Source organism: Verrucomicrobiota bacterium, from assembly GCA_027622555.1.
GTDB lineage: Bacteria > Verrucomicrobiota > Verrucomicrobiia > Opitutales > UBA2995 > UBA2995.
Genome location: JAQBYJ010000174.1, coordinates 1 through 8,736 on the forward strand (window position 1 = coordinate 1; position 8,736 = coordinate 8,736).

General features: G+C 49.8%; 6 protein-coding genes. 3 read left to right on the top strand and 3 right to left on the bottom strand.

Going from position 1 to position 8,736, the window contains the following annotated elements:
• The coding region (locus tag O3C43_23725) for a hypothetical protein (protein MDA1069495.1) at window positions 1–1,132 on the top strand (1,132 nt) is incomplete at its 5' end.
• A gap of 195 nt (window positions 1,133–1,327) precedes the next feature.
• Here the strand turns inward: O3C43_23725 and O3C43_23730 are convergent.
• Both O3C43_23730 and O3C43_23735 read right to left on the bottom strand, forming a co-directional pair.
• Window positions 1,328–3,358: a sulfatase-like hydrolase/transferase gene (locus O3C43_23730; GenBank protein MDA1069496.1), complete on the bottom strand. Its 2,031-nt coding sequence runs from the start codon at window positions 3,356–3,358 to the stop codon at window positions 1,328–1,330.
• Between the two features lie 587 nt (window positions 3,359–3,945).
• The gene (locus O3C43_23735; GenBank protein MDA1069497.1) at window positions 3,946–5,418 is read right to left on the bottom strand and encodes an MFS transporter; all 1,473 of its coding nucleotides are present in this window, start codon (window positions 5,416–5,418) and stop codon (window positions 3,946–3,948) included.
• 497 nt (window positions 5,419–5,915) lie between these two features.
• Here O3C43_23735 and O3C43_23740 point away from each other — a divergent pair, with 497 nt between their 5' ends.
• Both O3C43_23740 and O3C43_23745 read left to right on the top strand, forming a co-directional pair.
• The gene (locus O3C43_23740) at window positions 5,916–6,089 is read left to right on the top strand and encodes a hypothetical protein (GenBank protein MDA1069498.1); all 174 of its coding nucleotides are present in this window, start codon (window positions 5,916–5,918) and stop codon (window positions 6,087–6,089) included.
• 205 nt (window positions 6,090–6,294) lie between these two features.
• A complete protein-coding gene (locus O3C43_23745; protein ID MDA1069499.1) occupies window positions 6,295–7,167 on the top strand; it encodes a hypothetical protein in 873 nt (290 codons plus the stop codon).
• Here O3C43_23745 and O3C43_23750 read toward each other — a convergent pair.
• On the bottom strand, window positions 7,078–8,562 hold the full coding sequence (locus O3C43_23750) for an IS4 family transposase (GenBank protein ID MDA1069500.1): 1,485 nt from the start codon (window positions 8,560–8,562) through the stop codon (window positions 7,078–7,080). The genes O3C43_23745 and O3C43_23750 overlap by 90 nt on opposite strands.
• Between the last annotated feature and the right edge of the window lie 174 nt (window positions 8,563–8,736).

The following is an 8,736-nucleotide window of genomic DNA, read 5'->3' on the forward strand; positions in this document are numbered from 1 at the left end:
GACCGACAATTACTACCAAAACTTCAATAATATAGGTTTGGGCAATGGCAGAACGGGAAATGTCCAGGTCTACGCTAGTGTACTGGATGAAGAGTCTCCGATTATTTTTGCTGAAGGAAAAATTGTTTCGTCCTATGGCACAGTTAAGAAACAATTGCGGACCGACCTAAGCAGGAAAGGTGTTTTTCTAAACGGAATGACTGCCAAAGATACGGTGGTATTTAATGGAAATAAAATAGCCATCGACAGCTACAACTCGGACGATGGGCCTTATAACACTTCTACAAATAGAAATGCGAACGGAACCATTGGTAGCCTTGCCACCAGCGCAGGAGCATTGGCTTCAGGCAACGCTGATGTTTTCGGATATATTGCAACCGGTGGTGGAGCTCCGGCCATTGGAGCTCAAGGAATCGTGTCAGGGGATTTAAACGCCTCTGCAGGAACAGTTGACACTACGCGAATAGCAACTGATTTCATAGCTGACTTTCCAGACGCCGCCAACCCGGATGAATCAAGTTTACCTCTTGCTATTACCACTTTACCTTCATCAGGTTCGATAGGGATTTTCGGAACAACAACCTACTATAAAGTATCAAGCTATTCCAACAGTTCCACTGACAATTTAGAAATCGTTGGGCCAGTAGTAATTGTGGTCTCTGGAGATGTTACGACCAAAGGCGAATTAACCATTTTAAATGATCCAACCGGAGCAACTCCAACAAACGGGTCGGTAGAACTTTACGTAGGCGGGGATGTGGATGTGGGTGGAAATGGAATAGTCAATATGTCCGACGTACCTAAAAATTTCCTACTCTATGGAACCGCTGCAAGCGGCTCCAGCCAAACCATAAAAATTTCAGGTAATGGTGCCATTCAATCTGCCATCTATGCTCCGAACGCAGATTTGGAGCTGAAAGGAAGCGGCAGCGGCGGAGTCTTTTTAGGGGCAGCGGTTGCGAATACAATCACTATGACAGGGAATTTTGAGTTTCATTACGATGAGGCCCTTACCGGTATCACCTTGGACAACAGCTACAAGATCTCACGATGGCGTGAGCTGATCGGATTGGACGAACGGGTACCGATCGATACTCCGAATAATATGGTTAGCCACGCGGTGAGTTATTAGCGCAGTTTAACCGTAAATAGTCGCAACTATTCTGATCTTGGTAGGGCTCGTCGATCCAGCTTCGTTTGAAAACCTCGCTGGAAACAGTCGCCGACCTGTCCGGCGAAGCTCTGAGGAACGTAGCGGGAGCGAGCCGTCGTGGAAACGTCGAGTGCTCCTACTTGCAGAAGTGTATTTTCGGATACAGGCCTGATTTTATAGCTCCCTGATCCGCGCGTTTCTTAACTGCAAAGATCTACCGCCTCCTGGATAAATAATGCGGAGCGCGCCGGTACTTGTCAGGCTGTCGATTTTTAAATCGCTCACGACCCGATTATTAATCCACACCTGATGTCGATCGTCGTGCACCCGAATTCGATATCGGTTCCATTCTCCGTTTTGAAAATGGGCATGACCAGCAACATCTTTGCCAACAACAGGGGTGGAAACACCATTTCCAAAGGAACCGCGATAAGCGATGCGGAAGCTATTGTCGTTGGAAGTCTTCAAGTCAGCTTCAAATTCGAAATCCTCATAATCCTTCGATGTTGAAAGATCGAATGAAGCTGTCCCCAATAAACGAATCTCTCCCTGCGATTGACTGGATTCACCCATTCCTGAAGGCATAGTCCAGGATGACAACTGATTCAATGACTCCCATTTGTCCCCCTCCCGTAGTTCGATTAACTCAGCTTTAAGACCTGATTTCACAAAGGCTAATTCAGGATCGTTTGCCAGATTTTTCCATTCAAGCGGATCATTGTGATGATCGTAAAGCTCCTCCCCGCCATTCGAAGTCAGCGAATACCGCCAGCGCTTTGATCGAACAGAAAAGTGTGGATAAAGCGACCCTTCATAATCCGCATGAAGCATGTGGTCCTTTCCGGGTAGAGCGGTGATCGCCACATCAGGGCCAGTCCAAGCTTCGGTTCCAGGATTTTTAATTAGAGGAACCAGGCTGTGACCTTCGAGCTCGTAACCATTGCCACCTTCATTCGGATACTTGGACAAACCACAGAGCTCATTGAAGGTCGGGTACATGTCGATCAAAGAAACCGGCTGATCACAGACAACTCCCTCGGGTGCTCCAGGAACTCCAGCTACGATAAATGGTATGCGCGTCGACGGCTCCCAAAGACTGCCTTTATAAAGAAATCCTTTTTCGCCCACATGGAAACCATGGTCGCTCGTGAAAATGACTATCGTGTTATCTCGATAAGGACTCGCGTCGACCGCATCAAGAATGGTACCCACCTGATCATCAATAAATGAAACACATGCCATGTATGCCTGAAGCCAATGACGCAAAAGGTCTTTACCCTCATGGCGCACTAGCATCTTGTACCGTCGAAACCCATACAGTGCTTCGTTCCCCAAGGCTTCTGCGACGTCGTCCAAATCGTTCGGATCTACCTGGGGTAGTTTGATCGTGTCTAAAGGGAAACGGTCAAAGTAATTCTTAGGCGCGTAAAGAGGTGTGTGGGTTCGGATCAGTCCGGTAAACAATGCAAAGGGTTTGGAGTGATCCCGATTGATAATTTCCTTCGACCATTGAGCACCAAGCTCATCCGCCATAGGATCGCGATTCTGATCATTCACATATTTCCAGGGTTTTCCAAAAAGCCGCCATCCCGTGTATCCCGGAATACCATTCGCCACATCTGCAGGCCACACTGGAACATCTGAAAGAGGACCAAATACATGTTCCCACTGGTAATCCATATCGGAATCAGGTCCATGATACAGGTAAAGTTGTTGTGGGTGCGGCAGGCGAAAGTTTGTGGACTGCCCATCCCATGGCCAAGGACCCACATCGCCATTATGGCCATATTCATCAAACAATCCTGTCTGACTTCCGTGATATATTTTGCCAGTGCCAAAAACAGCGTAACCTCCATTTCGGAGATTATCATGCAATGAAACACTTTCTTTTAAAATTCCGTTATCTCTCCAATCTTCAAACCAATACAAGCTGGTAGTCTGCGGGTAGAGCCCAAACAACATGCTGGCCCGGGAAGGTGCACAAAGCGGGTCATTCGTATGAGCATTGGTAAAGCTAACACCGCGCTCTTTCAGGCGATCAATGTTTGGCGTCGGCACCAGGGGTTTCCCGCCTGGCTGCAGCGGCATGTCATTCAAATCATCGACAATGATAAAAACGACGTTCGGCTTTTGCCCCAAAAACTCCACTTGGAAAGCAACGGTGAGAAAAACAGTACAAAGAATAAAAGTAAGGAATCTAGGCATTGATTGGGTAATCACAAAATCAGGGAAAAGGAAAGTTTTACGAATACCATAAGACGAAAGCAACCAAAGCGAAGAAAAATGGAGGATACATTTGCCACAGCTACAATCGGTCCTGAATCCAATTGTTCAGTGGAGCCAATAACGCTTCGGACCTCACAGTAAGCATTCAAAAATAATAATCCGATAAGGCCTGATGATTACTTCTCGGATCTGTGGAGATCCCATTTCAGGAACTACGCCTCCTTTTTCTGGGAAAAGTGGAAAAAAAGGGGGGAATAGAACCTATGGGGTCGAGAGAGCCTATCGGGACGATGCTCATATTTCATATTCATAAAAATTTGCCCTATCTCTCTCAGTAGAAAAGTGAATGAAGTTATACACATAAATCACATCACTCTACCAAGAACAATCTTGGAAAATTAGTGGGAATGGGAGCAGAAGTATTCGGAGAGAGCATAAATATGAAATATGAACATTGACCCTTTTCGCGCACTTGGGTTGGCTCTAAGTTTCATCCCAATAAAATGGTTTCCTTTTTCTTTTTCCCTGTTGGGTCTGACATCTAGGACAGGAAGTATCCTGTCTCTTTACTCCGGCAAATCTTCCTTGGGTGGTTCGGGGAGGTACCAGGAGGCGATGAATCCGCCGAGAAATACCAGGAAGCCGATAATGGCAGCTGTGTAGGCAAGTTTGGAGGTTGGAGTTCCGCCCGGCATCCAGGCAACCGTGGCCAATGTGCTGGTAACCCAGGCAAAGGAGGTGCCTATCATGCGCCCTCCGATATTGGCGGCAAAGCTTTCCCCAGTCCCCCGCAGGTGCACCGGATAAACGCGCGGCAGGTAATTGCCCCAGAAGCTGAATTGTCCAACGGTTAACAGGGCGATGACAAACATGCCTACATAGGAAAGCGAGAGGTTCGAAGTCAGAGCCATGGCGAATACCAGAGGCATGACGATGAGACCGGGAGCGATAAACATACGGATGACACGTTGACGGCTGACGATTTTCAGGAGCAACAGCACCAGGACCACCCGTCCGACCAGCCCGCCTATTTCCTGAAACTTGGTTAACGATGCAATGATGTTCTGTTCCTTCAGGCGCATGGCCACTCCCCCGGCTTTTTGAGCCACATCCGCAGGTTTTCCTTCGGACAAAGCTTTGGCGGTTGCCTGTTCGCCCGCTTCTTGTGACTGGGCCTGTACTTCGGCCAGTCCGGGTGCAATGCGCGGCATGTGCTGGATGGCTCCAAAGGCTGCGCCGTATGCCAGGGCAAACATGATCGTGGTCACAATCGTTGTGCGCCGCATATTCTTAGTGGCAAATAGCTCCTTGATGTGGGGTCGCTTGAGGGTGCCGGCATCCTTCTTTTTTTGCCAGACAGGAGATTCGGGCAAGAACGGTCGGATGATAAGCAGCGGAATCGCAGGAATCAGTCCGGAGATCAAGGTATAGCGCCAGGGAGCATTCGCTTCCCCGATAGTGCCTCCAAAGAAATTCAGAAAATCCGGAAGATGCAGTGCTGGCAAATGCAGGGCGTAGGTGACCGCCAGACCATTAGCCATTGCAACCATAAAGCCACCAATGGAAGAAAATGCCTGGGTGTAGCCCAATACTTTTTCCCGCTGCTTCGGATTCGGAAACAGTTCTGCAAGCCAGGCAACCGCGGCCACAAACTCGACGCATACCCCGACAAACACAAGGATCCGGAAAAACAGCAGCATCCACACCGAGGTGGAAAACCCGGCGGCAAACGCCCCAATCGCGTAAAGCAAAATACTGTAGGTTAACACCCGTCGCCGACCGAGGCGATCGGTCAACCAACCTCCCAGCAGACCAAACACACCTCCAAAAAATGCCGGTATGTAGAACAAGCGTCCTACCCACATGCCAAATTCAGGTGACCCGGGTGCCGCTCCGATCAGTTCCATCAAAGCCGGGCGCACAATCAGCGGCAGCATCAGCAATTCATAGATATCAAAGGCGAATCCGATGACTGCAATAAAACAGATCATCCACTGGGTAGGGGTCAAAGGTTTGGCTTCAGGAATGGCAGACGACATAACAGGGAATCGAGCAGAGTATCCGGCCCGGACGGAGAAAAAGATTATAGGTTTTTAAATCAAGTCAGCGGGCCAGACGGTGACACCGTCCCCCTATATGAGACAAGTACTTTTTCAGGCTCTTACAACAAGTGTTTTCATAGCTGGAAATAACTTTTTTTCATCCATCTAAATCCGCTTCATCCAAAACCTGAAGGGCGAGCCAACGGGATTACCGCGAGCCAACGGAGGCGAGCCAACGGGGTCGAGGAGGCGAGCCTAGGTATGATCCGAGGACATCGGTAACAGATCTTCTAAGGACATCGGTAACACTTTTTATTGGCGCTTATGCCATGGAAGGAAACTGAACCGATGACCGAAAAAGAGCGATTTGTTATCTTGGCCCAGACGAGTAAGAAGGAAGGGAGTAAGAAGGAAGAAGGACATAAGGGACATAAAGGGTCAGCCCTTGATGTTTGGTATTGACTGAATATTTCGTTTTCCATTGGTTTCCAAACATGGCCAGAAAACCTCGCATTCAGTATCCCGGAGCAATGTACCATATTTTGTCACGGGGCAATTATCGTAAGGACTTGTTTACTGTGGCGAGAACCGGAGAGCAGTTTGAAAAAGCCATTTTCGAAAGTAAGAAGGAAGGGGTCAATCCGAATGGCGCTAACTTAAGGGGCTGAATTGAGAGAAAAAGAGCAAGTAAGAAGGAAGGGGTCAATCCAAGTAAGAAGGAAAGGGTCAATCCAATACCTTTGTTATCAAGTTTTTACGTAATTGTTCAATCTTGTTAGTAAGAAGGAAGGGGTCAGTAAGAAGGAAGGGGTCAATCCAATACCTTTGTTATCAGGTTTTTACGTAATTGTTCAATCTTGTTAAATCGGCCACTTGTTATTGCAAGAGTATTGGATTGACCCTTTTTTCCGTCCCCCTTTTTTCCGTCCCCTGGGAAAAGTAAACGTGGCGGGCAAGAATCTGGTCAGTCTTGAACTGCCGGGCGAGGAGGGCTTGTACGAAGTCCGGTATTTTGATGCGGCCAACCGAACCATTGTCGCTCGCCAGAGTATCAAAATCAACAATCCCGGGGTTACACTGGACGCGGTCAAGGAAGCCATAGCCGGTTCGACTATCGACGTGACCTGGACGGCGCCCAACAACAACCGGGACTACCTCGCCATTGCCGGGAAGGACGCGCCCTCTTCCAAATACGAAACCTACGCCTACACCAAAGACGGCAGCCCTACCAACTTGCGCGTTCCCAACGTGGAGGGAGTCTACGAGATTCGCTACATTTCCGGGAAGGACAAGGCCATCTGGGCCAGCCGGGATTTCAAGGCGCTCGCACCGAAGGCCAGTGTCGACGCACCCAAAAAGGGACCTGCCGGCTCCACCATTCAGGTCGAGTGGACCGGACCTGCGGTGCAGGGAGACTATGTGTCTGTCGCCGAACCCTCCAGTGAAGGCGGTAAGTATATAAAGTATCAATACGTCAAGGAAGTACAGAAGGCGGAGCTGCGCTTGCCGGACGATCCCGGCACCTACGAGATCCGCTACATTTCCGGAGGATCAAAAATCATCCGGGATTCCAAAAACATTCAAGTCACGGCGGTGGAGGTAACGATCAACAAAATCGAAGTAAGAAGGAAGGGGTCAATCCAGAATGGCGCTAACTTAAGCCGTCTTAACGACTTTTTTGGATTTGTATTTTCCTTTATGTCTTCTGGATTTCGGGACGGTGTAAACGGACCTGTGTTTCGTTAATCTGGGAAAGGGTTTGGGACGCTTTTTGACCGCCCGGGGTTCACTGCGGTTTTCTCTGAGGGGGACTGTTTCGCTGGCGATGACCAGGAGCATTTCGTCAATGATCCGGCTTCGTGTTTTGGGAGTGTCTTTGGCCGCGTGGATCGCTGGGGAAAACTGTCTTAAGGTATCGACTGTGGCTTTGAAACTCATGCGGGTGAGATCGCACTGATACATCCCGGCGGCTTCCTGCATCAGCGCCCGGATCAGGTTGTGGGCGATGATGAACATGCGCAGTTCTTTGCGGATCATTTCCGGGGTTTTACAGCGCAGCATTTCCATTCCCATGGTCGTTTTGATATGACGGAAAAACAGCTCGACGGACCAGCGACGGAAGTAAAGTTCGGCCAAGTCCGCGGAGGTGTGGGTTTCAGCATCGAGCAGCGTGGTCACCAAGTCATACCGGCGCACCCGGAAGCCTTTGACTTCGACCCGGATGCGCACGATACGCAGTGCCATCGTTGCGGGGAGGCCGGCCCAGTGATCCCCGTCCCAACCTTCCGGGCATTTCGGTTTCGCCCAGGTGACCAGACGGTCCATGGGACCCAGGGCCTTGCCCTGACGGTAATCCGGTTTCCTCATTTGATGCATGCGCATGACCGCATCAATCCCCTCTGTGAACAGGGATGCCAGATTGCCGTAAGAACTGAAACCGCGGTCGGTGAGCACGACATCGCCGGGTCTGAAGAAGCCGATGAACTCCCTGAGAATGCGGCTCTCGTGGCGCTTCAGTTCGGTCTCCACCCACTTGAGCAACGCTCCGCTGGCCAGGCAGAAACAGGCCACCACTTGCATGACCGGAAACCCGCATCCTTTTCTTTGGACGGAGGGCTGGGGAAACTCCGCCTGATTTTCAGGAGTATCCGGCAGGGTGATACCGGTGCCGTCGATGACCCTGACGGTGCGGTTCTTCCAAAGCTGGTCCCTCAACACGCGCTGCCCCACTTTTTCGCACACCTGGGAGTGAATGTCATCCAGGTCCGAGTCTTTGATCTTCGCCCTTGCCTTGCAGTAAGCCACGTCACTGGAGCTTGGCAACGGCTGGTTGTTCTCACTGCAAAAGCCCTGCACCTTGCGGACGACTTCGCGGCAAGGCATCGAAGGGGACAACACCTGATGCAAAAAGCTCCAGAACGTCACATTCAGAGTGTAAACACGCCGACGGCTGTGACTTCCTTTCGCTTTGGCCGAAAGCTTCTCCAGAGGAATGAAATCGGCAAATACACAGGCGAGTTCGGAAAGCGTTGACCGGCGCAGTTCCACCAGTTTCTCTCGGAATTGCGTAAAGGTCGTCTTAGGCGCTTTGCCACATAAAACATGGTTAAACCCGGGAAGGAAGCGTTCTAGTTTTTGCATACGAAAACCTATCCAACCAACGGCCTTTACGTAAGCTTTTTATTGCTCTTTTTCTCTCAATTCAGCCCCTTAAGTTAGCGCCATTCCGGGCAGACCCAAAGGGAATTTCGGAGATATAGGGCAAGTGGTTAATATAACAAACGCATACTCTCGGAAACCCACAAAGATCAGCGG